The 26,535-nt window shown below is 61.8% G+C and carries 23 protein-coding genes and 2 pseudogenes; 13 read left to right on the plus strand and 12 right to left on the minus strand.

All coding sequences use genetic code 11. The features are described 5' to 3' along the window. Nucleotides 1–127: 127 nt before the first annotated feature. Both ACIPW4_RS02330 and ACIPW4_RS02335 read right to left on the minus strand, forming a co-directional pair. Nucleotides 128–1,000, minus strand: coding sequence for a methyl-accepting chemotaxis protein (locus ACIPW4_RS02330; RefSeq protein WP_400654616.1), 873 nt, complete (start codon nt 998–1,000; stop codon nt 128–130). Further along, nucleotides 983–1,753 (minus strand): annotated as a pseudogene (locus ACIPW4_RS02335) (MCP four helix bundle domain-containing protein); the annotation flags it as partial. The pseudogene ACIPW4_RS02335 and the gene ACIPW4_RS02330, both read right to left, overlap by 18 nt. Nucleotides 1,754–2,027: 274 nt before the next feature. Between ACIPW4_RS02335 and ACIPW4_RS02340 the strand changes: the two are divergent. The 4 genes and pseudogenes from ACIPW4_RS02340 to ACIPW4_RS02355 all read left to right on the plus strand — a co-directional run bounded on the left by ACIPW4_RS02340 (nt 2,028) and on the right by ACIPW4_RS02355 (nt 4,603). Continuing rightward, nucleotides 2,028–2,258, plus strand: coding sequence for a hypothetical protein (locus ACIPW4_RS02340; RefSeq protein WP_400654413.1), 231 nt, complete (start codon nt 2,028–2,030; stop codon nt 2,256–2,258). Beyond that, entirely contained in the window at nt 2,255–2,557 is a 303-nt protein-coding gene (locus tag ACIPW4_RS02345; RefSeq protein WP_400654415.1) for a cell division protein ZapA, read from the plus strand. Before ACIPW4_RS02340 ends, ACIPW4_RS02345 begins: the two co-directional genes overlap by 4 nt. Before the next feature lie 153 nt (nt 2,558–2,710). Next, nucleotides 2,711–3,739 (plus strand): annotated as a pseudogene (locus ACIPW4_RS02350) (cache domain-containing protein); the annotation flags it as partial. 135 nt (nt 3,740–3,874) lie between these two features. After that, complete coding sequence (locus ACIPW4_RS02355; RefSeq protein ID WP_400654617.1) at nt 3,875–4,603, plus strand: methyl-accepting chemotaxis protein; 729 nt, start codon at nt 3,875–3,877, stop codon at nt 4,601–4,603. 106 nt (nt 4,604–4,709) lie between these two features. Here the strand turns inward: ACIPW4_RS02355 and ACIPW4_RS02360 are convergent, their stop codons facing one another. After that, nucleotides 4,710–5,750 (minus strand): low specificity L-threonine aldolase, encoded by a 1,041-nt coding sequence (locus ACIPW4_RS02360; protein WP_400654416.1) that lies wholly within the window; start codon nt 5,748–5,750, stop codon nt 4,710–4,712. 318 nt (nt 5,751–6,068) lie between these two features. Between ACIPW4_RS02360 and ACIPW4_RS02365 the strand changes: the two genes are divergently transcribed. The 7 genes from ACIPW4_RS02365 to fdhA all read left to right on the plus strand — a co-directional run bounded on the left by ACIPW4_RS02365 (nt 6,069) and on the right by fdhA (nt 15,098). Further along, complete coding sequence (locus tag ACIPW4_RS02365; protein WP_060512215.1) at nt 6,069–7,322, plus strand: serine hydroxymethyltransferase; 1,254 nt, start codon at nt 6,069–6,071, stop codon at nt 7,320–7,322. Nucleotides 7,323–7,337: 15 nt separating this feature from the next. Further along, on the plus strand, nt 7,338–8,588 hold the full coding sequence (locus ACIPW4_RS02370) for a sarcosine oxidase subunit beta family protein (RefSeq protein ID WP_400654418.1): 1,251 nt from the start codon (nt 7,338–7,340) through the stop codon (nt 8,586–8,588). A 14-nt stretch (nt 8,589–8,602) separates the two neighbouring features. Continuing rightward, nucleotides 8,603–8,938: a sarcosine oxidase subunit delta gene (locus ACIPW4_RS02375; protein ID WP_400654420.1), complete on the plus strand. Its 336-nt coding sequence runs from the start codon at nt 8,603–8,605 to the stop codon at nt 8,936–8,938. Further along, nucleotides 8,935–11,949 (plus strand): sarcosine oxidase subunit alpha, encoded by a 3,015-nt coding sequence (locus ACIPW4_RS02380; protein WP_400654421.1) that lies wholly within the window; start codon nt 8,935–8,937, stop codon nt 11,947–11,949. Before ACIPW4_RS02375 ends, ACIPW4_RS02380 begins: the two co-directional genes overlap by 4 nt. A gap of 173 nt (nt 11,950–12,122) precedes the next feature. Next, nucleotides 12,123–12,755 carry a sarcosine oxidase subunit gamma gene (locus tag ACIPW4_RS02385; RefSeq protein WP_400654422.1) on the plus strand — a complete coding sequence of 211 codons (633 nt, stop codon included), beginning with the start codon at nt 12,123–12,125 and terminating at the stop codon, nt 12,753–12,755. Between the two features lie 13 nt (nt 12,756–12,768). Further along, the gene (gene purU, locus ACIPW4_RS02390) at nt 12,769–13,626 is read left to right on the plus strand and encodes a formyltetrahydrofolate deformylase (RefSeq protein ID WP_400654424.1); all 858 of its coding nucleotides are present in this window, start codon (nt 12,769–12,771) and stop codon (nt 13,624–13,626) included. Between the two features lie 272 nt (nt 13,627–13,898). After that, nucleotides 13,899–15,098, plus strand: coding sequence for a formaldehyde dehydrogenase, glutathione-independent (fdhA, locus tag ACIPW4_RS02395; RefSeq protein WP_027917538.1), 1,200 nt, complete (start codon nt 13,899–13,901; stop codon nt 15,096–15,098). A 54-nt stretch (nt 15,099–15,152) separates the two neighbouring features. On the opposite strand, the gene ACIPW4_RS02400 is transcribed toward fdhA, so the two are convergent. The 4 genes from ACIPW4_RS02400 to ACIPW4_RS02415 all read right to left on the minus strand — a co-directional run bounded on the left by ACIPW4_RS02400 (nt 15,153) and on the right by ACIPW4_RS02415 (nt 17,983). Further along, nucleotides 15,153–15,359, minus strand: coding sequence for a hypothetical protein (locus ACIPW4_RS02400; protein ID WP_400654426.1), 207 nt, complete (start codon nt 15,357–15,359; stop codon nt 15,153–15,155). A 213-nt stretch (nt 15,360–15,572) separates the two neighbouring features. Continuing rightward, nucleotides 15,573–16,340, minus strand: coding sequence for an RHS repeat-associated core domain-containing protein (locus ACIPW4_RS02405; RefSeq protein ID WP_400654427.1), 768 nt, complete (start codon nt 16,338–16,340; stop codon nt 15,573–15,575). Nucleotides 16,341–16,487: 147 nt separating this feature from the next. Continuing rightward, complete coding sequence (locus ACIPW4_RS02410) at nt 16,488–16,751, minus strand: DUF3077 domain-containing protein (RefSeq protein WP_400654429.1); 264 nt, start codon at nt 16,749–16,751, stop codon at nt 16,488–16,490. Between the two features lie 281 nt (nt 16,752–17,032). Beyond that, nucleotides 17,033–17,983, minus strand: coding sequence for an RHS repeat-associated core domain-containing protein (locus ACIPW4_RS02415; protein ID WP_400654430.1), 951 nt, complete (start codon nt 17,981–17,983; stop codon nt 17,033–17,035). A gap of 254 nt (nt 17,984–18,237) precedes the next feature. On the opposite strand from ACIPW4_RS02415, the gene ACIPW4_RS02420 reads away from it, so the two are divergent. After that, nucleotides 18,238–18,810: a DUF2780 domain-containing protein gene (locus ACIPW4_RS02420; RefSeq protein WP_400654432.1), complete on the plus strand. Its 573-nt coding sequence runs from the start codon at nt 18,238–18,240 to the stop codon at nt 18,808–18,810. 180 nt (nt 18,811–18,990) lie between these two features. On the opposite strand, the gene ACIPW4_RS02425 is transcribed toward ACIPW4_RS02420, so the two are convergent. After that, the gene (locus tag ACIPW4_RS02425; protein ID WP_400654433.1) at nt 18,991–20,340 is read right to left on the minus strand and encodes an APC family permease; all 1,350 of its coding nucleotides are present in this window, start codon (nt 20,338–20,340) and stop codon (nt 18,991–18,993) included. Between the two features lie 242 nt (nt 20,341–20,582). Continuing rightward, a complete protein-coding gene (locus ACIPW4_RS02430) occupies nt 20,583–21,470 on the minus strand; it encodes an acyltransferase (RefSeq protein ID WP_400654435.1) in 888 nt (295 codons plus the stop codon). Between the two features lie 182 nt (nt 21,471–21,652). On the opposite strand from ACIPW4_RS02430, the gene ACIPW4_RS02435 reads away from it, so the two are divergent. After that, nucleotides 21,653–22,153, plus strand: a complete 501-nt coding sequence (locus ACIPW4_RS02435; RefSeq protein ID WP_400654437.1) for an ATP-dependent zinc protease — start codon at nt 21,653–21,655, stop codon at nt 22,151–22,153. 162 nt (nt 22,154–22,315) lie between these two features. On the opposite strand, the gene ACIPW4_RS02440 is transcribed toward ACIPW4_RS02435, so the two are convergent. The 3 genes from ACIPW4_RS02440 to ACIPW4_RS02450 all read right to left on the minus strand — a co-directional run bounded on the left by ACIPW4_RS02440 (nt 22,316) and on the right by ACIPW4_RS02450 (nt 26,440). Continuing rightward, entirely contained in the window at nt 22,316–22,939 is a 624-nt protein-coding gene (locus tag ACIPW4_RS02440; protein ID WP_400654438.1) for a glutathione S-transferase, read from the minus strand. 3 nt (nt 22,940–22,942) lie between these two features. After that, nucleotides 22,943–23,611 carry a peptide-methionine (S)-S-oxide reductase MsrA gene (gene msrA / locus ACIPW4_RS02445; protein WP_400654440.1) on the minus strand — a complete coding sequence of 223 codons (669 nt, stop codon included), beginning with the start codon at nt 23,609–23,611 and terminating at the stop codon, nt 22,943–22,945. A 147-nt stretch (nt 23,612–23,758) separates the two neighbouring features. Further along, the gene (locus ACIPW4_RS02450; RefSeq protein ID WP_400654441.1) at nt 23,759–26,440 is read right to left on the minus strand and encodes a putative bifunctional diguanylate cyclase/phosphodiesterase; all 2,682 of its coding nucleotides are present in this window, start codon (nt 26,438–26,440) and stop codon (nt 23,759–23,761) included. Nucleotides 26,441–26,535 lie beyond the last annotated feature (95 nt).

Genomic DNA, 26,535 nt, shown 5'->3' on the forward strand with positions numbered 1-26,535 from the left:
TTCGGAATTGCAGGGGTTGCTTCGCAGCCCTTTCGCGACACAAGGCCGCTTCTACAAGGGAACGCACCCCCTGTAGGAGCGGCCTTGTGTCGCGAAAGGGCCGCAAAGCGGCCCCGGCTTTCTGAAGTCAGGTACGGAAGCGCGCCACCAACCCGTTCAAATCCACTGCCAGGCGCGACAGCTCGGCACTCGCCGCGCTGGTCTGATGCGCCCCTGTAGCGCTCTGCACCGACAGATCATTGATGTTCACCAGGTTGCGGTCCACCTCCCGCGCCACCTGAGCCTGCTCCTCCGCCGCACTGGCGATCACCAGGTTACGCTCGTTGATCTGTGCCACAGCCCCAGCAATGGTGTCCAGCGCCATGCCCGCTCCCTTGGCGATGTTCAGCGTCGACTCGGCGCGCTCGGTGCTGGTACGCATCGATTCCACTGCCTCTTCGGTGCCGCCCTGGATGCTGCCGATCATGCGCTCGATCTCGCTGGTCGACTGCTGGGTACGGTGGGCCAGTGCCCGCACTTCATCCGCCACTACGGCAAAACCACGGCCGGCCTCACCAGCACGTGCTGCTTCGATCGCCGCATTCAGCGCCAGCAGGTTGGTCTGGTCAGCCAGGCCGCGGATCACGTCGAGCACCTTGCCGATGTCGCGCGATTGCTCGGCCAGGTGAGTGATCAGCTTGGCGGTGGCCTGCACGTCACCGCTCATGCGCTCGATGGCACCGACGGTTTCTATGACCAGGTCACGACCGTCGCCGGCAGAGCGGCTGGCTTCGCTTGAAGCCTCCGACGTGCTGACCGCATTGCGCGCCACTTCTTCCACGGCGCTGGTCATCTCGGTGACGGCGGTAGCCGCCTGTTCGATTTCGTTGTTCTGCTGTTGCAGGCCGCGGGCGCTTTCGTCGGTGACGCAGTTCAGCTCTTCCGCTGCGGACGCAAGCTGGGTGGCGGAGCCGGCAATCAGTTGCAAGGTGTCGCGCAGCTTGTCCTGCATGCGGGCCATGGCACGCTGCAGGCGGGCGGCTTCGTCGGTGCCCTCGGCGCGGATGACCTTGGTCAGGTCACCATCGGCTACCTGCTCGGCAGCCTGCAGCGCTTCCTCGATCGGCTTGACGATGCTGCGGGTCAGCAGGAAGGCGCAGAGGAAGGTCAGTACGGTGGCGGCGATCAGCAGGCCGATCACCAAAGCGAAGGCAGAGCCGTACTGGCTGGCGGCGGTCTGATTGGTGGCGCGGGTCTGGTCGGTGTTGATCTGCACCAAGGTATCCATGACCTTGTTGATCTGGTCGGAGTTGGCCAGCAGGTCGCGGTTGAGCAGGTCGCGCAGATCGTCCAGGCGGTCGGCCTGGCTCAGGCTGCGCATGCGCGATTCGAGCTGGCGGTACTGGTTGAGCAGCTGGGTGTACTGGTCGAAGGCGGCTTGTTCGTCGGCGGCACCGATCAACGGCAGGTAGGCCTGGCGGGCGCGGTCGATCTGGGCGTTGCGCTGGTCCAGCAGGTTGAAGGTATCGCGCTGGGTCTCCGGGTCGCGGTTGAGCAGCAGGCGATAGGACAGGGTGCGCATGCGCAGGTTGAGCGCCGTCAGCTCGTCCAGCGTCTTGATGCTGGGCACGCTGACATTTTCGATGACCACACCGGCCTGTCGGATGTTGCCCATCTGGATGAGCGAGAAAATACCAAGGCCGAGCATGAGCACGCCGATCAGGGCGAACCCGAGCAACGCGCGCGGGGCGATGTTCATGTTGCGTAATGACATGGGAAAGAGTCCAGGCAGGGGATGGAGGCGCGGTCCGTGCGACGAAATATGACCTGCCTGTCTATCGGTCGTGACTTGGCAGTCTTGAGCCTGACTGGAAGAAAATGTGAGCCAGCTAACTATTTACCTGACCGACGGTTGACTCAAGTCGGAACAAGGAGGGCGATACCCTGTCAATCTGCGGGGTAGAAACCTTAAGAATCCGATATTTAATGGCGGGGGCTCAGACTTTTCTTTATCGTGTGCGCCCTTTGCAACAACCCGAGATAGCCCCATGCTGGAAGCCTCCCTGAATCAAATCGAGCAACTGGTCAGCGACCTGATGCAGAAAAACGCTCAACTCACCGAGCAGAACTCCGCCCTGGGCCAGGAACTGGCCCAGGCCAAGGAAGAAAACGAGACCCTGCAGCTGTCGCTGATGGAGCAGGAGGAGAAGAACGGCAGTACCGCTGCACGCCTGCAGGCTCTGGTTGACCGCGCCAACGCAGGCGTCGTTGGCGCATGAGACTGCAAGCGCAGCCGATCAATGTCGTGTCGATCCTCGGCATCGACTATTCGATCAAGGCGCCCGAAGGCCAGGAAGAGACCTTGGCCCAGGCAGTGCGGATGCTCAATACCGCGCTGAACGAGACCAAGCGCCAGTACCCGACCCTGATCGGCGACAAGCTGCTGGTGCTGGCCGCGCTGAATTTGTGTTCCAAGCAGGTCGAGCTGCAGAAAGAACACCAGCAGACCCTCGAGCGTACCCAGGCGCAGATCGATGCCACGGTGGACGCTATCGTCCGGACCATTGCTGAGTCCTGATAGATCCCTGGGGCTGCGAAGCAGCCCCATTGTTCCAGATCACTGGATTAACTGAATACGCAAGTGTATACACTCCTCGCAAAACAATAATTAGCGGGGAGCAGGGGCATGCGTATCTGGCGTAAAAGCATCCAGTGGCAATTGATTGCGAGCATGGGCGCTGCCCTGCTGGCGAGCATCCTGGTGGTGGTGGTCATCTTCACGGTGGCGCTCAACCGCCTGACCGAACGTTACCTGGTCGATACCGCTTTGCCGGCCAGCATCGAAGCCATCCGCAACGACATCGAGCGCATGCTTGGCCAGCCCTTGGTGGCTGCAGCCGACATCGCCGGCAATACCCTGCTGCGCGACTGGCTGGCGGCGGGTGAAGACCCCGCCGAGGCACCTCGCTTCATCGAATACCTGGAAGCCGCGCGGCTACGCAACCACGCGTTCACCACCATGTTCGCCGCCACCGGTAGCGGCCATTACTACAACGAGAAAGGCCTCGACCGCACCCTGAGCCGCTCCAATCCCAAGGACGCCTGGTTCTACGGGTACATCGACAGCGGGGCCGAGCGCCTGGTCAATATCGATATCGACGGCTCTACCGGCGAGCTGGCGCTGTTCATCGACTACCGCGTGGAAAAGGCCGGCCAGCTTGTGGGTGTAGCCGGCATGGGCCTGCGCATGAGCGAGCTGTCGAAACTGATCCACGACTTCAGCTTCGGCGAGCACGGCAAAGTCTTCCTCGTGCGCAACGATGGCCTGATCCAGGTTCATCCGGACAACGCCTCCAGCGGCAAGCGCCAGCTTGCCGAGCAGGTGGGTGCCGAAGCTGCCAAGGCGGTGTTGACCCCGGCGGGCAAGTTGCAAAGCAGCCGCTTCAGTCGCAATGGCGAAACCTATGTAGCCTTGGGGTTGCCGCTGCGCGATCTCAACTGGACCTTGGTGGCCGAGGTGCCAGAGTCGGAGATCTACGCCCAGATGCGCCAGGCGGTGTGGTTGACCAGCCTGATCGGCGGCGCGGTTGCGTTGATTTCGCTGCTGCTGGTAGTCCTGCTGGCGCGTGGCCTGGTGCGGCCGATTCGTCGCGTTACCAGCGCGCTGGTGCAGATTGGCAGTGGTGGCGGCGACCTCAGCCACCGCCTGGATGATGCCCGCCAGGATGAACTGGGCGACCTGGCCCGTGGTTTCAACCGCTTCCTCGACAGCCAGCGTGGTTTGATCGGCGAGGTGCTGCGTACCAGCGAGCGCCTGCTCCGGGCCGTGGAGCAAGTGACGCAGGTTGTGGATAACACGGCCGTGCGTTCCGGGCGGCAGCAGGAAATGACCGAAATGGTTGCCACGGCCGTCCATGAAATGGGCCTGACCGTGCAGGACATCGCACGCAATGCCGGCGATGCGGCCCAGGCATCACAGTCGGCGCGGGAAGAGGCGTTGCAGGCACGCGAAGTGGTGCAGCGTTCGATCCGAGGTATTGAGGGCATGTCGGACGATATCGGCAAGGCGGCCGATGCGGTCGGCCAGCTGGCTGACGAAGTTGCCTCGATCGACGAGGTTCTTGCTGTGATCCGCAGTATTTCCGAACAGACCAACTTGCTGGCACTGAATGCTGCCATCGAAGCGGCCAGGGCAGGGGAAATGGGCCGTGGCTTTGCGGTAGTGGCCGACGAAGTGCGTACGTTGGCCCGGCGTACTCAGCTGTCCACCGATGAAGTGCAGCAGATGATCCAGCGCCTAAAGCAGGGGGCGGGTTCCGCCGTGAGTTCGATGCAGGCGGGGCAGCAGGCGACTGGCAGTGGTGTGCAGTCCAGCCAGCGTACTGGCGCGTCGTTGAGCGCAATTACCGATCAGGTCGAGCACATCAGCGACATGAACCACCAGGTGGCTACGGCGACCGAGGAACAGTCGGCGGTGACCGAGGAGATCAACCGCACGGTGCAGGGGATTTCCGATTTGGCGCGGGAGACGGCGGCCGAGGTGCAGGGGTGTCGCGAGGAATGCCAGGCCTTGCGTGGCTTGGCCGATGATTTGGCGCGGCAGATGGGTGGGTTCAAGCTTTAGATCGGTGTTGGCTTCTTCGCGGGCTTGCCCGGTCCCACAGGTACTGCACAGCGCTCGAAGGCGGCGGTAACACTGTGGGAGCGGGCGTGCCCGCGAATGCGTCCTGTCAGGCGGCGATGATGCTGCGGATATCCGCCGCCAGTTCACGCACCCGCTCTTCCTCGGTATCCCACGAGCACATGAACCGCGCACCGCCGCTGCCAATAAAGGTATAGAAGCGCCACCCCCTGCCACGCAGCGCTTCAATCGCGTGCTCCGGCATCTGCAGGAACACCCCGTTGGCCTCCACCGGGAACATCAGCTCAACCCCCGGCAAATCACTCACCAGCGACGCCAGCAATTGCGCGCAATGGTTGGCGTGGTTGCCATGGCGCAGCCAGGCGCCATCTTCAAGCAACCCGACCCACGGCGCAGACAGGAAGCGCATCTTCGACGCCAGCTGCCCGGCCTGCTTGCAGCGGTAGTCGAAGTCTTCGGCCAGCTGGCGGTTGAAGAACAGAATCGCCTCGCCTACCGCCATGCCGTTCTTGGTGCCGCCAAAGCACAGCACGTCGACACCGGCCTTCCAGGTCAGTTCGGCGGGGCTGCAGCCAAGGAATGCGCAGGCATTGGTGAAGCGCGCGCCGTCCATGTGCAGGTTCAGGCCCAGCTCCTTGCAGGTGGCGCTGATGGCCTTGAGCTCATCGGGGCGATAGACGGTGCCGACCTCGGTCGCCTGGGTGAGGGTGACCACCCGTGGTTTGGGGTAGTGGATGTCCTGGCGCTTGAGCGCCACTTCGCGGATCGACTCAGGCGTCAGCTTGCCGTTGACGCTGGGCGCGGTCAGCAGTTTTGAGCCGTTGGAGAAAAACTCAGGCGCGCCGCATTCGTCGGTTTCGACGTGGGCGGTCTCGGAGCAGATCACGCTGTGGTAGCTCTGGCACAACGAGGCCAGGGCCAGGGAGTTGGCGGCAGTGCCGTTGAAGGCGAAGAACACTTCGCAGTCGGTTTCGAACAGCTTGCGGAAGTATTCCGAGGCACGCTCGGTCCACTGGTCGTCGCCGTAGGCGCGGTCGTGGCCGTGGTTGGCTTTTTCCATGGCCGCCCAGGCTTCGGGGCAGATACCGGAATAGTTGTCGCTGGCGAATTGCTGGCTCTTGTCTGTCATGACACTACTGTCCTGTGAACGACGCAGAACAGCACTCTAAACCATCGATTCGGCGGTTGCCTATACAAGCTCTTGCTGTGTCGTCTGTACTGGCCTCTTCGCGGGCGCGCCCGCTCCCACAAGGGGCCTGCGCACGCCAATCACTGTGGGAGCGGGCGTGCCCGCGAAGAGGCCGGCATGAGCAACACAAAGCGAATGTCGTAAACGCGCCATTGCAAGGCGTGCGCAGGCATCTGACCCGCCCCGGCCAGTCATAACATCGCCACAAAGGGCCACAGTGCCCTACGACAAAAAACGATCGCTGCCGGGAGATACACGATGTTCAGCAAGCAAGACCAGATCCAGGGTTATGACGATGCACTGCTGGCGGCGATGAATGCCGAAGAACAGCGTCAGGAAGACCACATCGAACTGATCGCTTCGGAAAACTACACCTCCAAGCGCGTCATGCAGGCCCAGGGCAGCGGCCTGACCAACAAGTACGCCGAAGGCTACCCGGGCAAGCGCTATTACGGTGGCTGCGAGCACGTCGACAAGGTAGAGGCACTGGCCATCGAACGCGCCAAGCAGCTGTTCGGCGCCGACTATGCCAACGTCCAGCCGCACTCCGGCTCCTCGGCCAACGGCGCCGTCTACCTGGCCCTGCTGCAGGCCGGTGACACCATCCTCGGCATGAGCCTGGCCCACGGCGGCCACCTGACCCACGGCGCCAAGGTGTCGTCCTCGGGCAAGCTGTACAACGCCGTTCAATATGGCATCAACACCGACACTGGCCTGATCGACTACGACGAAGTCGAGCGCCTGGCCGTCGAGCACAAGCCGAAGATGATCGTTGCCGGCTTCTCGGCCTACTCCAAGACCCTCGACTTCCCACGCTTCCGCGCCATCGCCGACAAGGTGGGTGCGCTGCTGTTCGTCGACATGGCCCACGTCGCCGGCCTGGTTGCCGCTGGTCTGTACCCGAACCCGATCCCGTTCGCCGATGTGGTCACCACCACCACCCACAAGACCCTGCGCGGTCCACGGGGCGGCCTGATCCTGGCCAAGTCCAACGAAGAGATCGAGAAGAAGCTCAACGCTGCCGTATTCCCGGGTGCCCAGGGCGGCCCGCTGATGCACGTTATCGCCGCCAAGGCCGTGTGCTTCAAAGAGGCGCTGGAGCCTGAGTTCAAGAGCTACCAGAAGCAAGTGATCGAAAACGCCCAGGCCATGGCCCAGGTGTTCGTCGACCGTGGCTACGACGTGGTTTCCGGTGGTACCGACAACCACCTGTTCCTGGTCAGCCTGATCCGTCAGGGCCTGACCGGCAAAGATGCCGACGCCGCCCTGGGACGCGCGCACATCACCGTCAACAAGAACGCCGTGCCGAACGACCCGCAGTCGCCGTTCGTCACCTCGGGCCTGCGCATCGGCACCCCGGCCGTCACCACCCGCGGCTTCAAGGTCGCGCAGTGCGTGGCCCTGGCCGGCTGGATCTGCGACATCCTCGACAACCTCGGTGACGCCGACGTCGAAGCCGATGTGGCGAAGAACGTCGCGGCCCTGTGCGCCGACTTCCCTGTTTACCGCTGAGTGGAGTAAACGACCATGCAACGCTACTCGGGCTTCGGCCTTTTCAAACACTCCCTCAGCCACCACGAGAACTGGCAGCGCATGTGGCGCACGCCGACCCCTAAAAAGGTCTACGACGTGGTCATCGTCGGCGGTGGCGGCCATGGCCTGGCCACGGCCTACTACCTGGCCAAGGAACACGGCATCACCAACGTCGCGGTGATCGAGAAGGGTTACCTGGGCGGCGGCAACACCGCCCGTAACACCACCATTGTGCGTTCCAACTACCTGTGGGACGAGTCGGCTCAGCTGTACGAGCACGCCATGAAACTGTGGGAAGGCCTGTCGCAGGACATCAACTACAACGTGATGTTCTCCCAGCGCGGCGTCTACAACCTGTGCCACACCCTGCAGGACATTCGCGACTCCGAGCGCCGCGTCAGCGCCAACCGCCTCAATGGCGTCGATGGCGAGCTGCTCGACACCGCCCAGGTCGCGGCCGAAATCCCGTACCTGGACTGCTCGAAGAACACCCGCTACCCGATCCTCGGTGCAACCGTGCAGCGCCGTGGTGGCGTGGCCCGTCACGACGCCGTGGCCTGGGGCTACGCACGTGCTGCCGACGCCTTGGGCGTGGACCTGATCCAGCAGACCGAAGTGATCGGCTTCCGCAAGGAAAACGGCGCGGTCATCGGTGTGGAAACCAACAAAGGCTTCATCGGCGCCAAGCGCGTCGGCGTGGTCACCGCCGGTAACTCCGGGCACATGGCCAAGCTGGCCGGCTTCCGCCTGCCGCTGGAATCGCACCCGCTGCAAGCGTTGGTCTCCGAGCCGATCAAGCCGATCATCGATAGCGTGATCATGTCCAACGCCGTACACGGCTACATCAGCCAGTCCGACAAGGGCGACCTGGTGATCGGCGCCGGTATCGACGGCTGGGTCGGCTACGGCCAGCGCGGTTCGTACCCGGTGATCGAGCATACCCTGCAGGCCATCGTCGAGATGTTCCCCAACCTGTCGCGCGTTCGCATGAACCGCCAGTGGGGCGGCATCGTCGACACCTCGCCAGACGCCTGCCCGATCATCACCAAGACCCCGGTCAAGAACATGTTCTTCAACTGCGGTTGGGGGACTGGCGGCTTCAAGGCGACCCCAGGTTCGGGCAACGTCTTCGCCGCGAGCCTGGCCAAGGGCGAAATGCACCCACTGGCTGCGCCGTTCTCCATGGACCGCTTCTACAACGGCGCACTGATCGACGAACACGGCGCTGCCGCCGTCGCCCACTAACCGGAGCCACCGTCATGTTGCATATTTTCTGTCCCCATTGTGGCGAGCTGCGCTCCGAAGAAGAGTTCCACGCCTCTGGGCAGGCGCACATTGCCCGCCCGCTGGACCCTGCCGCCTGCTCCGACGAGGAGTGGGGTACCTACATGTTCTACCGTGACAACCCACGCGGTATTCACCACGAACTGTGGGACCACGTTGCCGGCTGCCGCCAGTACTTCAACGTCACCCGCAACACCGTGACGTACGAGATTCTGGAAACCTACAAGATTGGCCAGAAGCCGCAAGTGACTGCTGATGGCAAAGCTGCGATCGCACCGTCCGCCGTCAAAGGCCAAGGGGAAAAAGTATGAGCCAGACCTATCGCCTCGCCAGCGGCGGCCGTATCGACCGCAGCAAGGTCCTGAACTTCACCTTCAACGGCAAGACCTACCAGGGTTATGCCGGTGACAGCCTGGCCGCCGCACTGCTGGCCAACGGCGTCGACATCGTTGGCCGCAGCTTCAAGTACTCGCGCCCACGCGGCATCATCGCCGCCGGCACCGAAGAGCCGAACGCCATCCTGCAGATCGGCTCCAGCGAAGCCACCCAGATCCCCAACGTGCGGGCCACCCAGCAGGCGCTTTACGCAGGTCTTGTAGCCACCAGCACCAACGGCTGGCCGAACGTCAACAATGACGTCATGGGCATCCTTGGCAAAGTGGGCGGCAGCATGATGCCGCCGGGCTTCTACTACAAAACCTTCATGTACCCGAAATCGTTCTGGATGACTTACGAGAAGTACATCCGCAAGGCAGCCGGCCTTGGCCGCGCGCCGTTGCAGAACGACCCGGACAGCTACGACTACATGAACCAGCACTGCGACGTGCTGATCGTCGGCGCCGGCCCTGCCGGCCTGGCCGCCGCGCTGGCCGCTGCCCGCAGCGGTGCCCGGGTGATCCTGGCTGATGAGCAGGAAGAGTTCGGCGGCAGCCTGCTTGACAGCCGCGAAACCCTCGACGGCAAACCTGCCGCCGACTGGGTCAACGCTGTGGTCCAGGAGCTGCAAAGCCTGCCGGAAGTGACCCTGCTGCCACGTGCCACGGTCAACGGCTACCACGACCATAACTTCCTGACCATCCACGAGCGCCTCACCGACCACCTCGGCGACCGCGCCCCGATCGGCCAGGTTCGCCACCGCGTGCACCGCGTGCGCGCCAAGCGCGTTGTCCTGGCGGCTGGCGCTCACGAGCGTCCGCTGGTGTACGGCAACAACGACGTGCCGGGCAACATGCTGGCTGGCGCAGTTTCCACCTATGTACGCCGTTACGGCGTGGCCCCGGGCCGCAAGCTGGTGCTGTCGACCAACAACGACCACGCCTACCGCGCCGCGCTGGACTGGCACGATGCTGGCCTGCAAGTGGTCGCCATCGCCGACGCTCGCCACAACCCGCGTGGCTCGCTGGTTGAAGAAGCGCGTGCCAAGGGTATCCGCATCCTCACCTCCAGCGCCGTGATCGAGGCCAAGGGCAGCAAGCACGTTACCGGCGCCCGCGTGGCGGCCATCGATGTGCAGGCGCACAAGGTCACCAGCCCTGGCGAAACCCTCGAGTGCGACCTGATCGCCACTTCGGGCGGCTATAGCCCGATCGTTCACCTGGCCTCGCACCTGGGCGGTCGCCCGGTGTGGCGTGACGATATCCTCGGCTTCGTGCCGGGCGACGCCCCACAGAAGCGCGAATGCGTGGGCGGCATCAACGGCGTCTACGCCCTGGGCGATGTGATTGCCGATGGCTTCGAAGGCGGCGCCCGCGCGGCCACCGAAGCAGGTTTCAAGGCGACCGTTGGCACCCTGCCAAAAACCGTTGCACGCAAGGAAGAGGCCACCGTGGCGCTGTTCCAGGTGCCGCACGACAAGGGCACCAAGGGGCCCAAGCAGTTCGTCGACCAGCAGAACGACGTGACCGCTGCCGGTATCGAACTGGCTACCCGTGAGGGCTTCGAGTCGGTCGAGCACGTAAAACGCTACACCGCACTGGGCTTCGGTACCGACCAGGGCAAGCTGGGCAACATCAACGGCCTGGCCATCGCCGCCCGTTCGATCGGCATCACCATCCCGGAAATGGGCACCACCATGTTCCGCCCGAACTACACGCCGGTAACGTTCGGTGCAGTAGCCGGTCGTCACTGTGGTCACCTGTTCGAACCTGTGCGCTTCACTGCCCTGCATGCCTGGCACGTGAAGAACGGCGCCGAGTTCGAAGACGTTGGCCAGTGGAAACGCCCGTGGTACTTCCCGAAAGCCGGTGAAGACATCAACACCGCCGTTGCCCGCGAGTGCAAGGCTGTGCGCGACAGCGTGGGCCTGCTGGACGCTTCGACCCTGGGCAAGATCGACATCCAGGGCCCGGATGCCCGCGAGTTCCTCAACCGCATCTACACCAACGCCTGGACCAAGCTCGATGTGGGCAAGGCCCGCTACGGCCTGATGTGCAAGGAAGACGGGATGGTCTTCGACGACGGCGTGACCGCCTGCGTCGGCGACAACCACTTCATCATGACCACCACCACCGGCGGCGCGGCCCGCGTACTGCAATGGATGGAGCTGTACCTGCAGACCGAATGGCCAGAGCTGAAGGTGTACTTCACCTCGGTCACCGACCACTGGGCCACCATGACCCTGTCCGGCCCCAACAGCCGCAAGCTGCTCAGCGAGCTGACCGACATCGACATGGACAAGGAAGCCTTCCCGTTCATGACCTGGAAGGAAGGCAACGTGGGCGGCGTGCCGGCCCGTGTGTTCCGTATCTCGTTCACCGGTGAGCTGTCGTACGAAGTCAACGTGCAAGCCAACTACGCCATGGGCGTGCTGGAACAGATCATCGAGGCAGGCAAGAAGTACAACCTGACTCCGTACGGCACCGAGACCATGCACGTACTGCGTGCCGAGAAGGGCTTCATCATCGTCGGTCAGGACACTGACGGCTCGATGAACCCGGACGACCTCAACATGAGCTGGTGCGTGGGCCGCAACAAGCCGTATTCGTGGATCGGCCTGCGTGGCATGAACCGCGAAGACTGCGTGCGCGAGAACCGCAAGCAGCTGGTGGGCCTGAAGCCGGTCGACCCGACCAAGTGGCTGCCGGAAGGCGCCCAACTGGTGTTCGACCCGAAGCAGCCGATCCCGATGGACATGGTTGGCCACGTCACCTCCAGCTACGCGCACAACTCCCTGGGCTATTCGTTCGCCATGGGTGTGGTCAAGGGCGGCCTCAAGCGCATGGGTGAGCGTGTCTACTCGCCACAGGCTGACGGCAGCGTGATCGAAGCGGAAATCGTGTCTTCGGTGTTCTTCGATCCGAAGGGTGAGCGGCAGAACCTCTAAGGCCCCCGGATGGCACACGGTGCCGGGCTGGTAATGAGGTTCCTGTGGGAGCGGGTTTACCCGCGAAGAGGGCGGTGAATCCACCATCGCATTCGCGGGTAAACCCGCTCCCACAGGGTGTACCACCAGCCGCAGCACCGCATGCGACCTACAGAATTCAAGGCAGGTAAGAAATGAGCGCTATCAACGTCTTCCAGCAAAACCCCGGCGCCGAGGCCAAGGCCCAGTCGCCACTGCACCATGCCGACCTGGCCAGCCTGGTTGGCAAAGGCCGCAAGAACGCAGGCGTCACCCTGCGCGAGAAGAAATTCCTCGGTCACCTGACCCTGCGTGGTGATGGCCACAACCCCGAGTTCGCTGCAGGCGTGCACAAGGCCCTGGGCCTGGAACTGCCCGTGGCCCTGACCGTTGTTGCCCGTGGTGATACCTCGCTGCAATGGGTCGGTCCCGACGAGTGGTTGCTGATCGTCCCGGGCGGCCAGGAACTGGAGGTGGAGCAAAAGCTGCGTGCGGCCCTCGAAGGCCAGCACATTCAGGTGGTCAACGTCAGCGGCGGGCAGAGCCTGCTGGAACTGCGCGGCCCGAACGTGCGTGAAGTGCTGATGAAATCCACCAGCTATGATGTTCACCCAAACAACTTCCCGGTGGGCAAGGCTGTCGGCACCGTGTTCGCCAAGTCGCAACTGGTGATCCGCCGCACCGCCGAAGACACCTGGGAGCTGGTAATCCGCCGCAGCTTCTCCGACTACTGGTGGCTGTGGCTGCAGGACGCTTCGGCCGAGTACGGCCTGAGCATCGAGGCATAAGGGGGAGCAGAACATGAGTCGGGCACCGGATACCTGGATTCTCACCGCCGACTGCCCGAGCATGCTCGGCACCGTCGACGTGGTGACGCGTTTCCTCTTCGAGCAGCGCTGCTACGTGACGGAGCACCACTCCTTCGATGACCGGCAGTCGGGGCGCTTTTTCATTCGCGTCGAATTCCGCCAGCCGGATGATTTCTACGAGGTCGGCTTCAGGGCCGGCCTCGCCGAGCGCGGTGAAGCGTTCGGCATGGCCTTCGAACTGACCGCGCCCAATCACCGCCCCAAGGTGGTGATCATGGTGTCCAAGGCCGACCATTGCCTGAACGACCTGCTGTACCGCCAGCGCATCGGCCAGCTGGGCATGGACGTGGTCGCGGTGGTGTCCAACCACCCGGACCTCGAGCCGCTGGCGCACTGGCACAAGATTCCTTACTACCACTTTGCACTCGACCCCAACGACAAGCCCGGGCAAGAGCGCAAGGTGCTGCAGGTGATCGAGGAAACCGGTGCCGAGCTGGTGATTCTTGCGCGCTACATGCAGGTGCTGTCGCCGGAGCTGTGCCGGCGCCTGGATGGCTGGGCGATCAACATTCACCACTCGCTGTTGCCGGGGTTCAAGGGTGCCAAGCCTTATCACCAGGCATACAACAAAGGCGTGAAGATGGTCGGTGCCACGGCGCACTACATCAACAACGACCTCGATGAAGGGCCGATCATTGCCCAGGGCGTCGAGGTGGTGGATCACAGCCATTACCCGGAAGATTTGATTGCCAAGGGGCGTGACATCGAGTGCCTGACCCTGGCGCGGGCGGTGGGTTACCACATTGAACGGCGGGTGTTCCTCAACGCCAACCGGACTGTCGTTCTCTGAACATTTTTGGGGCTGCTTTGCAGCCCTTTCGCGACACAAGGCCGCTCCTACAGGTATCGCATTCGCCTGTAGGAGCGGCCTTGTGTCGCGAAAGGGCCGCACAGCGGCCCCAGCTTTTCTCCTGCCGCTAAAAGGCATCTCCCTGTCGTTTCCAGTCAGTGCAGACCGCCGTATCAGGCCCACAATTCCAGCATTCCAGTAACACATGCCGCCCATGGATGGCGGCGCGTTCCACCACCGCTGCAAACATAAAAATCAAGCGAGGTAAGAGCATGTCTGGCAATCGTGGAGTGGTGTATCTCGGCGCGGGCAAGGTCGAGGTGCAGAAGATCGACTACCCGAAAATGCAAGACCCACGCGGCAAGAAGATCGAGCACGGCGTGATCCTCAAGGTGGTTTCCACCAACATCTGCGGCTCCGACCAGCACATGGTCCGCGGCCGCACCACTGCCCAGGTCGGCCTGGTCCTGGGCCATGAAATCACCGGTGAAATCGTCGAGCTGGGGCGTGATGTAGAGCGCCTGAAGATCGGCGATCTGGTGTCGGTCCCGTTCAACGTCGCGTGCGGCCGCTGCCGCTCGTGCAAAGAGATGCACACCGGTGTCTGCCTCACCGTCAACCCGGCCCGCGCTGGCGGTGCCTACGGCTACGTCGACATGGGTGACTGGACCGGCGGCCAGGCCGAGTACGTGCTGGTGCCGTACGCCGACTTCAACCTGCTGAAACTGCCGGATCGCGACAAGGCCATGGAGAAGATCCGCGACCTGACCTGCCTTTCCGACATCCTGCCGACCGGCTACCACGGCGCCGTCACTGCCGGCGTAGGCCCAGGCAGTACCGTCTACGTCGCCGGTGCCGGCCCTGTCGGCCTGGCCGCCGCTGCCTCGGCGCGCCTACTCGGTGCCGCCTGCGTGATCGTTGGTGACCTGAACCCTGCTCGCCTGGCCCACGCCAAGTCCCAGGGCTTCGAAGTGGTCGACCTGTCCAAGGACACCCCGCTGCACGAGCAGATCGTCGATATCCTCGGCGAGCCGGAAGTGGACTGCGCCGTCGATGCCGTCGGCTTCGAGGCCCGTGGCCATGGCCACGAAGGTGCCAAGCATGAAGCTCCGGCCACCGTGCTGAACTCGCTGATGCAGGTCACCCGTGTGGCCGGCAACATCGGTATTCCGGGCCTGTACGTGACCGAAGACCCGGGTGCGGTCGACGCCGCCGCCAAGATCGGTGCGTTGAGCATCCGCTTCGGCCTGGGCTGGGCCAAGTCGCACAGCTTCCACACCGGTCAGACCCCGACCATGAAGTACAACCGCCAGCTGATGCAGGCGATCATGTGGGACCGCATCAACATTGCTGAAGTGGTAGGTGTGCAGGTGATCAACCTGGATCAGGCACCGGAAGGGTATGGCGAGTTCGATGCGGGTGTGCCGAAGAAATTCGTGATTGACCCGCACAAGATGTGGGGCGCGGCGTAATCGTGTGATGTAACAATAGCCCCTCTATTGAGGGGCTATTGTTAGTTGTTTGATTCAAGGCTCTTCGCCAGTGCTTTGAACGACAAGCACCGATCCCTTGTCATCAGTGGCCAACAAACCGCCACCCGGCCTACCGCCTATGCTCAGCTCAGCCAGTGGCATATCTGCATGGCGCAGAATTGCACGAATCTCATCGCCCATCACGGTGATGAGTTTGTTGCCCTGGTAAAAGAAAAGTGAACGGGTCGGTGTCCTGCTCATGATTGAGGTCCCTGCTGTGCTGGATGAATGGGGTCTGCCTAAGTCCTATTCTCAACAGCCCTTGGAATTTTGATACTGGCAGAAATAACAGTTCTGCGGATCTGTGGAGCTTACAGCGCACAGTGGTCAGCCTGGCAACCCACTACGTGGTACGGCTTGACTGGCGAGAAAAAAACCAGGACGAGAGTCTTCTTTACCCATCGACTGATTTAATCACCGTGGGTTGGGCTTTGGTGCCTTTGGATAAAACTCATAATGATCCCTATTATCAATTGGTATATTGGATAAACCTAGTTGTCTTCTTCTAAGTCCAGTTCTGACGTGATAGGGCTCAGTGGCTAAGGGCTCTGGCGATGGAGAGCGTGAGGTTGGGGTACTCTCGCCTGAAGACTGTACGGGCGTAATCGGTGCTCTCGTGGGCTGTGATGCAAGCTGAGGCGGTGCCGATTGTGCTCTGGATATCGGTGCCCGCTGCGTTCTGTCCGCCGTAAGCAGTCCGCCCTTATCCGCTGACTGTTCGAACTGGCTGACCAATTGGCCTACACTTTTTCCGAGGGTCGGGCGTGTTGAGATGACAGCCCCTGCTCCTGAAGAACCATTGACCATTCCGTGCCTTATGACCGGCTTGGGGTCTATCGCAACCGCGGAGTTATTGGTGATTTTGAATCGCTGATTACGAACGGTCACGGCCTTTATCATGTGGCCGCTCGGATCACTCCGATTCACAGGGTCGCCGCTGCAGTACGTATAGGCATTAATCCCGCCCTGTCCGAAAGGGCTCCAGCTGTCAGGTGAGCAAAATCGTATCAATGCAGGGCTGTAGGCCCGATATCCGCTGCCGAGATGGTAGCTAGCGGTGACCGGTTGCCAGTGTTCGCCGTTGAAACCAGAAAGTGTCTTTTCTGATGGCAATTTCGGATTGTATCCGTAGGCTGAATAGCTATGCCTTTCTGGATGGTTTTCGCTCAAGTGGGGGGCCATGTCCAGTTCAACTTATTACGGGAAGTCAAACCATTTTGAACAACCGCCAGGATTTTGATACTGGCAGAAATAACAGTGTGAGAAGTGCCCACTGACTCGGCGAGATCCGGCTTGCCGACGATGAGGCCGGCCCTGCCAACATAGGGGTTAGCCCGTCATCCCCAACTCAGTATTATCCATCAGCGCCTTGGCCGGCGCGCTCAGATAATGTGAAGCGCAGATCAACTGCGGCTTGTCCTCCTTCAGGCCATCAATGGTCAAATCCCGCACATACCCCATCAGTTCCGAAGCCTGCTCGCGCGCACTCTGGCAGGGAATGCCTGGGGCAATGCAGAACAGCGGGTGGGTGTGGCCTTCGCCTTGGTAGAAAAAGGGCTTGCCTACGGTGGTCTTGGTGTCGTCGCTGGTCATCTTTCAAGCTCCCTGAAATTTCTCTACAGCCACGCCCAGCCCTATCGCGGCTCGGGCAACACGAGGCTCGAACCCTTAGTGCAGGCGATGCCTCGGCGATAACTTCAGTCCTGCTGCACGGGGTTAGGAATGGCAGTACGAGATCCATTGAATGACAGGCTCTTTGCATGTCAGGCAGTCTGTGGTACTAGCGCCCTGCCGAGAGGCGGTGAGTCTTGCAATTCCATGACTAGCGCCATCTGCCCCTCTTTCACTGGAAACAGCGGAGCAATTGACATCTCTCAGTTGCGAAGGTCGTCAAATTTAGAACTAGGATGCCATTCATAGAAGTGCCTTCTACTATCGATTGGATTCCCAGTTTTAACGGGGGCTGGTGAGGCAGTTTTCCGGACTTCCTGAGCTTTTGTTGCAGCGGCTAGAATGTTATTAGCCTTTGTCGATAGAGTCTGATTGTTTAATGCGGCCTCATAGTTAGCAAAATTGAATGTTTCTATCTTTATACGGTGCTTTTTAGCGTAATTTCGGTCTGATGGCGCCAAAGGGGCGGGTGCGGAAGTTACAGGTGTACGACTAAGTACGTTTTGGTTTTCTCTAGTAATGGATCTGCTAAGTTTATTTTCTGCTATAAAAGGATTTTTGAGATTTGCTATTTCGTTGTTTATGTTGTTGGCGGTCTGGACTTTTTGAGAGTAGGTGTGGATGGTTGTTTTCTTGAACTCTCTTCTGCCAAATATATTTTTATAACCTTTTGATGCGCTTTTGAAAAAACCCTGAAATGAATAGTGCCCCGTCGGGTCAGTATAATTTATCGGGTCGCCTGCTACGTAACAGTAGGCATTTATGCCGCCACGTCGAAAGGGGCTCGCATCGTCAGGCGAACCGAAACGCATTAGTACTGAAGAGTATGCCCGATACGATCCCAATAGGTAACTGCCAGAGTGAAGGATAGCTGGCTCGCTATTATACCCGAGTAAACTGTGCGCAGAGGGAAGTTTCTGATCGAATCCGTACGCAGAGTAGGTGTGCGTTTCGGTTTTTGTGTCGCCTACGACCCTGTAGATAGAGCCCGAAGCATCTTCCCCTAACAAATATGTCGCATAGGGCTCAACCTGAAGTTCTGCAAGTGCGAAATCCGCTGACTGAAAAATTCGGCGATGGGTTGCTTCGGTCAGGACAATAGTGACGCTGTCACCTTGGTAAAATATGTTGAGCGAGTCGGCACGATTACTCATCGGGTTATCTCCGGTTATGGCAATAGATGATGGGGCGGCGTGTCTCATCGAGTATTAATGCCGAGTGTATAAACGTCTACTGGCAAAAATAATAGGTCAATGGCTTCTGCTTCAATGCTCAGCCAGCGAAAGCCGAGGTTTATTCTTTGTAATTGATGTTGAAACCGTGTTGACGGGCGGCTCGGAACAATTCCAATGACCACCAGTCTCATAACTCGTTTCCCAGGCCATTCCGGCCTACGAGGTCCCTCCCAATGAAAGCACTCACCCTGGCAACCCTGATGACCCTGGCTGCAAGCCCGGTATTCGCCTTCAACCTCAGCGACGCCGCCAACGCTGTCTCCTCCATGCAGAACCAGCAGCAAGGCCAGGTGCAAGCCCCCGAAGCGCAGGCCAACCTGCTCAACACCCTGGGCAGCCAGTTGAACATCACCCCCGAACAGGCCGTAGGCGGGGCAGGTGCCATGCTGGGCCTAGCGCGCAACAACCTGAGCAGCGACGACTATGGCCAGCTGACCAAGGCCGTCCCGGGTTTGGACCTGTTGTCAGGCGCCAATGCCCTGGGCGGGCTGAGTGGATTGGGAGAGTTGCTGGGCGAGAACAAGGACAGCCAGTCGGCCCTGAGCAAGGCGCTGGGCAATGACGTGGAGAATCGTGGCGACCTGGACAATGCGTTCAAGGCGCTGGGGATGGATACCGGGATGATCGGGCAGTTTGCGCCGTTGATCCTGCAGTACCTGGGGCAGCAGGGGATTGCCGGGTCGTTGTTGCAGAATCTGGGGAGTTTGTGGACTACGCCGGCGCCGTTGACTCAGCCGTCGGTCTGAGGTTCGTCAGGGTCACAGATTCCGCAGGCTGACGCTGTACCTGTGGGAGCGGCCTTGTGTCGCGAAAGGGGCGCGAAGCGGCCCCGGGGTTTCAGCTTCGCAGCAGAAATTGCCGGGGCCGCTGCGCGGCCCTTTCGCGACACAAGGCCGCTCCCACAAGAAAAGCAGAACTGTGTTTGGTCAGGCAGCTTCGGTGAAGTCCACCAAGCGCACCGGTCGGCGGAAGCCGGCGGTCAGCACTGCCAGATAGGCGAGGCCGAGGGCAAACCAGCACAGGCCTATCACCAAAGTCAGCGCCGACAGGCTGGTCCACAACCACAAGGTCAGCCCCAACCCCACCAGCGGCACCAGGCCATAGCACAGCAGCCCCTTGAGGTTACGCTGAGCACCGTCGCCCATCAGGTGCGTCTTCACCACCGCCAGGTTCACCGCCGAGAACGCTACCAACGCACCGAAGCTGATCAGCGAGGCGAGGGTAGCCAGGTCGATCACCAACGCCAGCAGCGAAAACGCCGACACCAGCGCAATGGCGAATACCGGCGTACCAAAGCGTGGCGACAGGTAACCGAAACTGCGCCGCGGCAGCACGTTGTCGCGCCCCATGGTGAACAGGATGCGCGACACCGCTGCCTGCGAGGCCAGCGCCGAGCCCAGGCTGCCAGCCACATACGCGGCAGTGAAGAAGTTCGCCAGGAACTGCCCACCTGCCTTGAACATCACCTCGTTGGCCGCTGCGTCGGCATTGGCGAAGGTGGTGCCTGGCATGACCAGCTGGCTGACATAGGCCAGCACGGTAAACAGCACACCGGCAAACAGGGTCGTGAGAATGATCGCCCGCGGTACGTCACGGCGGGCATCGCGGCATTCTTCGGCCAGGGTCGAAACGGCGTCGAAACCGAGAAACGACAGGCACAGCACCGCCGCGCCAGCCATGATCGCGCCGAAACCTGGCTTGGAACCATCGCCCATCAGCGGCGACAGCAGGTCCAGCGGCTGGCCGGCCAGCGATAGGCACGACAGTGCGACGAACACCACGATGAATACGATCTGTGCGCCGACGATCAGGTTGCTGGTCTTGGCCACCGAGTTAATGCCGACCACGTTCAGCAGCGTCACCAGCACGATCGACGCCAGGGCGATGGACCACGCCGGGATGGCCGGGAAGGCGATGTTGAGGAACAACCCGATCAGCAGGTAGTTGATCATCGGCAGGAACAGGTAATCGAGCAGCAGCGACCAGCCAGCGAGGAAGCCGACATTGGGGCCGAAGGCCATGTTGGTATAGGAGTACGCGGACCCGGCGACCGGGAAGCGCTTGACCATGAAACTGTAGGACGCGGCGGTGAACAGCATGGCCACCAGGGTAACCATGTAGGCGCTGGCGGTGCGGCCACCGGTGAGTTCGGTGACGATGCCATAGGTGGTGAAGATGGTCAGCGGGACCATGTATACCAGGCCGAAAAACACCAGGGCAGGGAGGCCGAGGACACGGCGCAGTTGGGCGGAGTTGGAGCTGGGTGGGTTGGCCATCGATCGATCCAGGCATTTTTGTAGTTGTGCTTTGGTCGATTTTTATCCACTTAGGTGGGTGATGACAAAAAAGTAATCCTTATTCTGATTATTAGCTTGGGTTTTAATCGGGGTTGTGCGCATTCCTGTGCCGGCCTCTTCGCGGGCAAGCCCGCTCCCACAGGGATTGCACAGGTCTTGAGCTGTACGTAGTACCTGTGGGAGCGGGTTTACCCGCGAAGAGGCCAGTACAGGCATTAAACTCAGTTCATTTCAGCGCGCAGCTGCTCGATCCGCTGGTCCTTTTCCAGCCACAGCTGGTTCACCCAGGCCTGCACGGTCTGACGGAAGGCGGGGTCATTCTCGTAATCCCCATCCCACAACGCCGGGTCCAGCTCCCGTACCTTGATGTCGATAATCACCCGACTAATGCTGCCGTTGAGCAAATCCCAGAACCCTGGCGCCTGGTTGCCGGGATAGACGATGGTCACGTCCAGCAATGCGTCCAGTTGCTCGCCCAGTGCCGCCAGCACGAACGCCACGCCGCCGGCCTTGGGCTTGAGCAGGTAGCGATAGGGCGATTGCTGCTCGCGGTGTTTGGCTTCGGTGAAACGGGTGCCTTCGAGGTAGTTGACCACGGTCACCGGCTGGCGCTTGAACAGCTCGCAGGCGGCCTTGGTGATCTCGAGATCCTTGCCCTTGAGCTCTGGGTGCTTCTCCAGGAACGCCTTGCTGTAGCGTTTCATGAACGGGTAGTCCAGGCCCCACCAGGCCAGGCCCAGCAGCGGTACCCAGATCAGCTCTTTCTTGAGGAAGAACTTGAAGAACGGCGTGCGGCGGTTGAGGCTTTCGATCAGCGCCGGGATGTCGACCCAGGTCTGGTGGTTGCTGACGGCCAGGTACGAGGTGTCCTTGCGCAGGTTCTCGACGCCGCGAATGTCCCATTGGGTCGGGATGCACAGGGCGAAGATGGCCTTGTCGATTTCCGACCAGGCCTCGGCCACCCACATCACCGCCGCAGAGGCGTAGTCACGACCACGGCCCGGCAGCACTAGCTTGAGCAGGGCAAAGATCAACAGCGGGCAAATCATCACCACGGTGTTGAGCAGCAGCAGGGTGGTTGTGAGAATGCCGGTAAACAGGCGACGCATAAGGAAACTCTTGTTGTGGGAAATTAGCAGGGCGCAATGATAAGCAGCGCCGGGTCCTACGCCAAACGTCCAATGCCCGATGACGGGGACAAATGTTTCACAACATGTTGGTTAGGCTAGTGACAGCGAACCTATCCTGCCAGTGCAGTCTAAGCACTGACCCTTTTCAAGGAAGCCTGCCTGTGAAATCTCTGCTTGCCCTGTTATCGCTGTTGGCGCTGCCGGTCATGGCTGCCGAACCCACGCTGTATGGCCGCTACGAGAACATCCAGTTGCCCGAACTGGGCGAGACCCTGAAAGCAAAGATGGACACCGGTGCCTTCACCGCGTCGTTGTCGGCCAAGGACATCGAACTGTTCACCCGCGATGGCGATGAGTGGGTGCGCTTCCGCCTGGCGACCAAGGATTCGGACGGCAAGGTCTATGAACACAAGGTCTCGCGCATCAGCAAGATCAAGGGCAGGGCCGATGAAGAGGAGGAGGGCGATGCGCCGGAGATCTCCAAGCGGCCGGTGGTGGACCTTGAGCTGTGCCTGGGTGATGTGAAGCGGACCGTGGAGGTCAACCTGGTTGACCGCAGCAGCTTCAACTACCCGCTGTTGATTGGTTCCAAGGCGCTGCGCGAGTTCAAGGCGGCGGTTAACCCGGCCAAGAAGTTTACGGCGGGCAAGCCTGACTGCTGATCCCGAAACCAGACTGGCCTGGTTTTTTTGTGGGAGCGGCCTTGTGTCGCGAAAGGGGCGCGAAGCGGCCCCAGCTATTCAGCTTCGCAGCAGAAATTGCCGGGGCCGCTTCGCGGCCCTTTCGCGACGCAAGGCCGCTCCCACAAAAAGCGAACAGGCCCTTCAGGCCACCGGGGCAGTCGCCACCATCGACGGCCGCTTGGCCACCTCGGCGTACCACGCTGCCAACCCAGGTTGGCGCTCCCGCCAGCCGAACTCGGGCTGACGCAAGTCCAGATAGCCTAGCGCACAGGCCACGCCGATCGCTGCGAGATCGAAGCCCGAGATCAACTCGGCCAGATGCTCCTGCTCAAGGTTCGCCAGGCTGCGGCGAATTTTCTCGCCCTGCGCTTCGAGCCAGCCATCCCAGCGCTTCTCTTCAGGCCGCAGGAAGCTCTCGTAGCGGCTCGACACCGCCGCATCCATGATCGCATCCGCCTGCGACGCCAAGGTCATGCGCCGCCAGCGTGCCGAGCCCTCGCGTGGCAGCAGTGGCAGGCCGACGTGCTGCAGGTCGAGGTACTCGCAGATCACCCGGCTGTCGTGCAGCACGGTGCCGTCATCCAGGCGCAGGGCCGGGATCTTGCCGATCGGGTTGCCCTGGTTGAGCTGCTCGTCGCCGCTCACCGGGCTGATGTTCACCGGCTGCAGGCTCACACGCTGCAGCTGGCCGGTCTCGTGCAGCACCACCATGACCTTGCGCACGAAGGGCGACAGCGGCGAGTGGAACAGGGTCATCGTGCTCATGGTTCAGTTGCCCTGCAGGCTAGGTGGCAGGCATACGCCGGTGCCGCCGATGCCGCAGTAGCCGTTCGGGTTCTTGGCCAGGTACTGCTGGTGGTAGGCCTCGGCGAAGTACACCGTCGGTGCCTGGTCGATTTCGGTGGTGATTTCGCCGAAGCCGGCTTTGTTCAGCTCGGCCTGGAAGGCGTCGCGGCTGGCCTTGGCTTGTTCCAGCTGTTCCGGGCTGGTGCAGTAGATGGCCGAACGGTACTGGGTGCCGACGTCGTTGCCCTGGCGCATGCCCTGGGTGGGGTTGTGCAGTTCCCAGAACATCGTCAGCAGCTCCTGATAGCTGACCTTGTCCTTGTCGAACACCACCAGCACCACTTCGGTGTGGCCGGTCAGGCCCGAGCAGACTTCTTCGTAGGTCGGGTTGGGGGTGAAGCCGCCGGCGTAGCCGACCACGGTGCTGACCACGCCTTCACGCTGCCAGAAGCGGCGCTCGGCGCCCCAGAAGCAGCCCAGGGCGAAGATCGCGAAGTCGATGGCACCTTCGAAGAACGGACCGAGCAGCGGGGTGCCCTCGAACACGTAGTGGAATTCGGGCAGCTGCATGGGCGTTTCGCGGCCAGGCAAGGCCTGCTCCGCAGTGGGCATGACGTTTTTGTTCACCAGGATTTCCGAACGCAGGACCATGGCCGTTCCTCTGTATGTCTGTTGTATGGGTGCTGGGGCCTTCGCGGGCAAGCCCGCTCCTACAGGTATTGCGCGGTCACTGTAGGAGCGGGCTTGCCCGCGAAAGGGCCCGAATGGGATCTAGTGTGCCCGAGCTTGGCGCTGCTGTCAGGCCATTGGACCGCGAGGGTAGCGCTTGAGTTTTTCTTCAAGCTCCCGCCCCGGAATCGGCCGGTCGAACAGGTAGCCCTGGCCGACGTCACAGCGGTGCCGACGCAGGAACGCCAGCTGCTCGGGCGTCTCGATGCCCTCGGCCACCACCTTGAGCTTGAGGTTGTGGGCCATGGCCACCACCGCCGAGGTGATTTCCATGTCGTCCTGGTTGTCGGGGATCTCGTTGATGAAGCTGCGGTCGATCTTGATGATGTCGATCGGAAACTTCTTCAGGTAGCTCAACGACGAATAACCGGTGCCGAAGTCGTCCATGGCCAGGGTCAGGCCCAGCGCCTTCAGCTCGTCGAGCTGGCGGTGGGTGTCTTCGGAGGCTTCCAGCAGCAGGCCTTCAGTCAGCTCCAGCTCCAGCAGGTGCGCAGGCAGGCCTTCTTCCTTGAGGATGGAGGCGATCGAGGCCACCAGGTCGGGGTCGGAGAACTGCTTGGGCGACAGGTTGATGGCCACGTGCAGGCAGCCCATGCCGGCTTGCTGCAACTGCTGGCTCATGCGGCACGACTGGCGCACCACCCACTTGCCGATGGGAATGATCAGGCCGGTTTCTTCGGCCACGCTGATGAACTGGTCCGGGCGGATCATGCCGCGCTCGGGGTGGTTCCAGCGCAGCAGCGCTTCCAGGCCCAGCAGGCGGCCACTGCGCAGGCACAGCTTGGGCTGGTAGAACACCTCCAGCTCGTTCTGGGTCAGGGCGCGGCGCAGGTTGTTCTCGACGAACAGCTTGTAGCTGGCTTCGGCGTTCAGCACTTCGGTGAACACCTGCACCTGGTGCTTGCCGTTGGCCTTGGCCTTGTGCAGCGCCAGGCCTGCGTTCTTCATCAGGGTGGTCGGGTCGCTGCCGTGCAACGGCGCGCACGCCAGGCCCACGGAGGCGGTGACGTTGATCAGCTGGTTGTCGACGAACATCGGCTTGTCGAGGGTGCGCAACAGCTGCAAGGCAACACCCTGGCCGTCTTCCAGGCTGGTGTCGTCGAGCAGCACGGCGAACTCGTTGCTGGCAAAGCGGGCCAGCACGCCGTTGGCGCTGAGGCTGTTGCGCAGGCGCCGGGCCAGGCTGATCAGCAGCTTGTCGCCGGTCTGGTGGCCGAGGCTGTCGTTGATCCGCTTGAAGTTGTCGATGTCCACCAGCAGCAGGCTGATCGGGTTCTCGCTGTCACGGGCGAAGCGCTCGTCGAGCTTGCGGATGAACGCCGGGCGGTTGCCGAGGTTGGTCAGGTTGTCGGTGTAGGCCAAGCGCTCGATGCGTTGCTGGGCCAGCTTGGTCTGGGTGACGTCTTCGTAGATGCCGATGTAGTGGGTCAGCTCGCGGTTGTCACCGTACACCTTGGAAATCGACAGCTGGCCCCAGTAGGGTTCGAGGCTCTTGCGCCGGCTCTTGAACTCGCCCTGCCAACTGTTGCCCATGGCCAGGCTCGACGGTGAGTCGAACAACAGCTCGCTTAAGTTTTCCAGGGCGGGCAGCTCGGCCAGGTGGCGGCCCTGGACTTCCTCGGTGCTGTACTGGGTGATGGCCGTGAAGCTTGGGTTGACGTACTCCACGATGCCGTCGCGGTTGACCAGCAGGAACGCGCTGGCGCTCTGTTCCACGGCCCGCTGGAACAGGTGCAGGGCGCTGGCAGCGGTGCGCCGGTTGTGGTTGGTGATGACCTGGGCGAACTGGTCGGCCAGCTCACCGGCAAAGGCGATTTCATCGGATTGCCAGGCGCGCGGCTGGCCGGTCTGCTCCAGGCACAGCACGCCGACCACCTGGCCATCGACGCGGATGCTGGCGTCGAGCATGGCGTTGTTGTCGGCATACAGGCTTTCGGCCAGCTCACGGGTACGCGGGTCGTGGTTGGCATTGTGCGCGTCGATGGCTCGGCTGGCGTGCAGGGCTTCCAGGTAGTCGGGGAAGCGGCTGGCGTCGATCGGCTCGGGCAGGCGGTGCACCTGTTCGTGACGCAGCCAGGCACTGATCGGCTCCAGGCGCTGCTCTTCCAGGTGCCAGATGCTGGCGCTGTCCACCTTGTAGATTTCGCAGGCGCTACGGGTGATCAGCTGGGCGGCTTCGAGCAGCGAGTTCTCTGCACTGTAGCGCTGGCGGGCGAGGCGCAGGATCAGGTCCTGCTGGGCGCGCACGCGTTCCAGATGCTCAAGTTGCTCTTGCTGAGCGCGCTGGTTGATCTGCAGGGCCAGTTGCAGGCGGTTGTTGCGCGATTCCAGGTCGTTGGTGTCGTCGCTGTCGTCTTCGTCGTCGAGCACCGTGAGGAAGCCGCGCAGCAGCTGGCGGTTGTGCTGCTTGAACGCTTCGCCGGCTTCCAGCAGGCGCAGCGCGCGTGCCTGGGTATGCAGGGTGTAGCGCACGCGGTAGTAGCCACGGTTGCTCAGTTGCAGCTGGATCTCATCGTGCAGCCGGTAGCGTGCCTCGGGTTCCATCAGGCTGGCATAGGGCGAATCGATGAGCGCACACAGCTCGGAAGCGGGCAGGCCGAACTGGCGATCGCAGGCCGGGTCCAGGTAGAGCATCGCCCAGCTGGCTTCGTTCAGCCTTTCGAAACGCAGCATGCCGAGCCGCGAGGGCACGGGAAGCTGCGTGACGACCTCGGCCGCCACACGGCTGGCGGCATCGGGTTGGCTTTTCATCGAAGACTCGCTTGAAGGGGGACACGGCCTGGGCGGCGGCGCATCTGGCAAGGTTGCATCATGTCCCTGAGGCTGGCAAGCGGCCATGAGGGCTG

The sequence above is a fragment of the Pseudomonas sp. NPDC089996 genome (assembly GCF_044748405.1).
GTDB lineage: Bacteria > Pseudomonadota > Gammaproteobacteria > Pseudomonadales > Pseudomonadaceae > Aquipseudomonas.

What these genes read in the sequence shown, in the direction of transcription:
- fdhA (WP_027917538.1), top strand. Translation starts at nt 13,899, where the DNA reads ATGTCTGGCAATCGTGGAGTGGTGTATCTCGGCGCGGGCAAGGTCGAG.
- purU (WP_400654424.1), top strand. Translation starts at nt 12,769, where the DNA reads ATGAGTCGGGCACCGGATACCTGGATTCTCACCGCCGACTGCCCGAGC.
- ACIPW4_RS02375 (WP_400654420.1), top strand. Translation starts at nt 8,603, where the DNA reads ATGTTGCATATTTTCTGTCCCCATTGTGGCGAGCTGCGCTCCGAAGAA.
- ACIPW4_RS02450 (WP_400654441.1), bottom strand. Translation starts at nt 26,440, where the DNA reads ATGAAAAGCCAACCCGATGCCGCCAGCCGTGTGGCGGCCGAGGTCGTC.
- ACIPW4_RS02410 (WP_400654429.1), bottom strand. Translation starts at nt 16,751, where the DNA reads ATGACCAGCGACGACACCAAGACCACCGTAGGCAAGCCCTTTTTCTAC.
- ACIPW4_RS02405 (WP_400654427.1), bottom strand. Translation starts at nt 16,340, where the DNA reads ATGGCCCCCCACTTGAGCGAAAACCATCCAGAAAGGCATAGCTATTCA.
- ACIPW4_RS02425 (WP_400654433.1), bottom strand. Translation starts at nt 20,340, where the DNA reads ATGGCCAACCCACCCAGCTCCAACTCCGCCCAACTGCGCCGTGTCCTC.
- ACIPW4_RS02385 (WP_400654422.1), top strand. Translation starts at nt 12,123, where the DNA reads ATGAGCGCTATCAACGTCTTCCAGCAAAACCCCGGCGCCGAGGCCAAG.
- ACIPW4_RS02380 (WP_400654421.1), top strand. Translation starts at nt 8,935, where the DNA reads ATGAGCCAGACCTATCGCCTCGCCAGCGGCGGCCGTATCGACCGCAGC.
- ACIPW4_RS02345 (WP_400654415.1), top strand. Translation starts at nt 2,255, where the DNA reads ATGAGACTGCAAGCGCAGCCGATCAATGTCGTGTCGATCCTCGGCATC.
- ACIPW4_RS02340 (WP_400654413.1), top strand. Translation starts at nt 2,028, where the DNA reads ATGCTGGAAGCCTCCCTGAATCAAATCGAGCAACTGGTCAGCGACCTG.
- ACIPW4_RS02355 (WP_400654617.1), top strand. Translation starts at nt 3,875, where the DNA reads ATGGTTGCCACGGCCGTCCATGAAATGGGCCTGACCGTGCAGGACATC.
- ACIPW4_RS02330 (WP_400654616.1), bottom strand. Translation starts at nt 1,000, where the DNA reads ATGGCCCGCATGCAGGACAAGCTGCGCGACACCTTGCAACTGATTGCC.
- ACIPW4_RS02430 (WP_400654435.1), bottom strand. Translation starts at nt 21,470, where the DNA reads ATGCGTCGCCTGTTTACCGGCATTCTCACAACCACCCTGCTGCTGCTC.
- ACIPW4_RS02400 (WP_400654426.1), bottom strand. Translation starts at nt 15,359, where the DNA reads ATGAGCAGGACACCGACCCGTTCACTTTTCTTTTACCAGGGCAACAAA.
- ACIPW4_RS02360 (WP_400654416.1), bottom strand. Translation starts at nt 5,750, where the DNA reads ATGACAGACAAGAGCCAGCAATTCGCCAGCGACAACTATTCCGGTATC.
- msrA (WP_400654440.1), bottom strand. Translation starts at nt 23,611, where the DNA reads ATGGTCCTGCGTTCGGAAATCCTGGTGAACAAAAACGTCATGCCCACT.
- ACIPW4_RS02370 (WP_400654418.1), top strand. Translation starts at nt 7,338, where the DNA reads ATGCAACGCTACTCGGGCTTCGGCCTTTTCAAACACTCCCTCAGCCAC.
- ACIPW4_RS02365 (WP_060512215.1), top strand. Translation starts at nt 6,069, where the DNA reads ATGTTCAGCAAGCAAGACCAGATCCAGGGTTATGACGATGCACTGCTG.
- ACIPW4_RS02440 (WP_400654438.1), bottom strand. Translation starts at nt 22,939, where the DNA reads ATGAGCACGATGACCCTGTTCCACTCGCCGCTGTCGCCCTTCGTGCGC.
- ACIPW4_RS02420 (WP_400654432.1), top strand. Translation starts at nt 18,238, where the DNA reads ATGAAAGCACTCACCCTGGCAACCCTGATGACCCTGGCTGCAAGCCCG.
- ACIPW4_RS02415 (WP_400654430.1), bottom strand. Translation starts at nt 17,983, where the DNA reads ATGAGTAATCGTGCCGACTCGCTCAACATATTTTACCAAGGTGACAGC.